Below are 596 nucleotides of genomic sequence, written 5' to 3'. Positions count from 1 at the left end.
GCCACATCCACAACGGCGTTAAAGACAGTGCCAACAGGGCATTGAAGAACTGCAGAAATCCAACACCGAACAGCAAACGAACCCCCTGCAAATCATTATTAATGATCGAGATTAGTCGGCCAGATGCGAATTGAGAGTGGAAACTGTTTGGCAGTCGATTGGGCTTTTCCAGAAGCGTATTTTTTAGCGAAGCTTCTGTAATACGGCCCGGGTTAAGTGCGTAAATTCGTGACCAGATTCGGACAATGATCATCGATACCGACATCACTACGATGATTGTGATGTAGGTTTTCAACTGCTGGTGACCCGCGCTTGATGCATCATCAATCAGGTCGATCGCCAACTGAATGTAGCGTGGGATCTCCACCTGCAGCCAGTTAACGAGAAAAATGAAAATTATCGCAAGCAGATAGGACTTACGATTTAGGCGCAGGTAATGCGCGAAAAACTGAGACTTAGTCATATAGGTCTTTCTTTGAGCGTTGGGGAGCTCTATTAACAGGTATGGATGGGCGTTAATCGTTTACGGTACAAAGGTAACCCAAAAAGAGTTAGTTGACAAGGTCCACTATAATTAAAATCCAATATCCGTTTAA

1 protein-coding gene is annotated in these 596 nt (G+C 44.5%); it reads right to left on the bottom strand.

From position 1 onward, the window contains the following. A partial coding sequence (locus KIV40_RS32300; protein WP_285353434.1) for an ABC transporter transmembrane domain-containing protein occupies positions 1–463 on the bottom strand: 463 nt, incomplete at its 3' end. Positions 464–596: the final 133 nt, after the last annotated feature.

Source organism: Vibrio sp. D173a (assembly GCF_030248475.1).
Note: the sequence above shows the minus strand (reverse complement) of the source record. Positions and strands in the feature narration are given on the sequence as shown.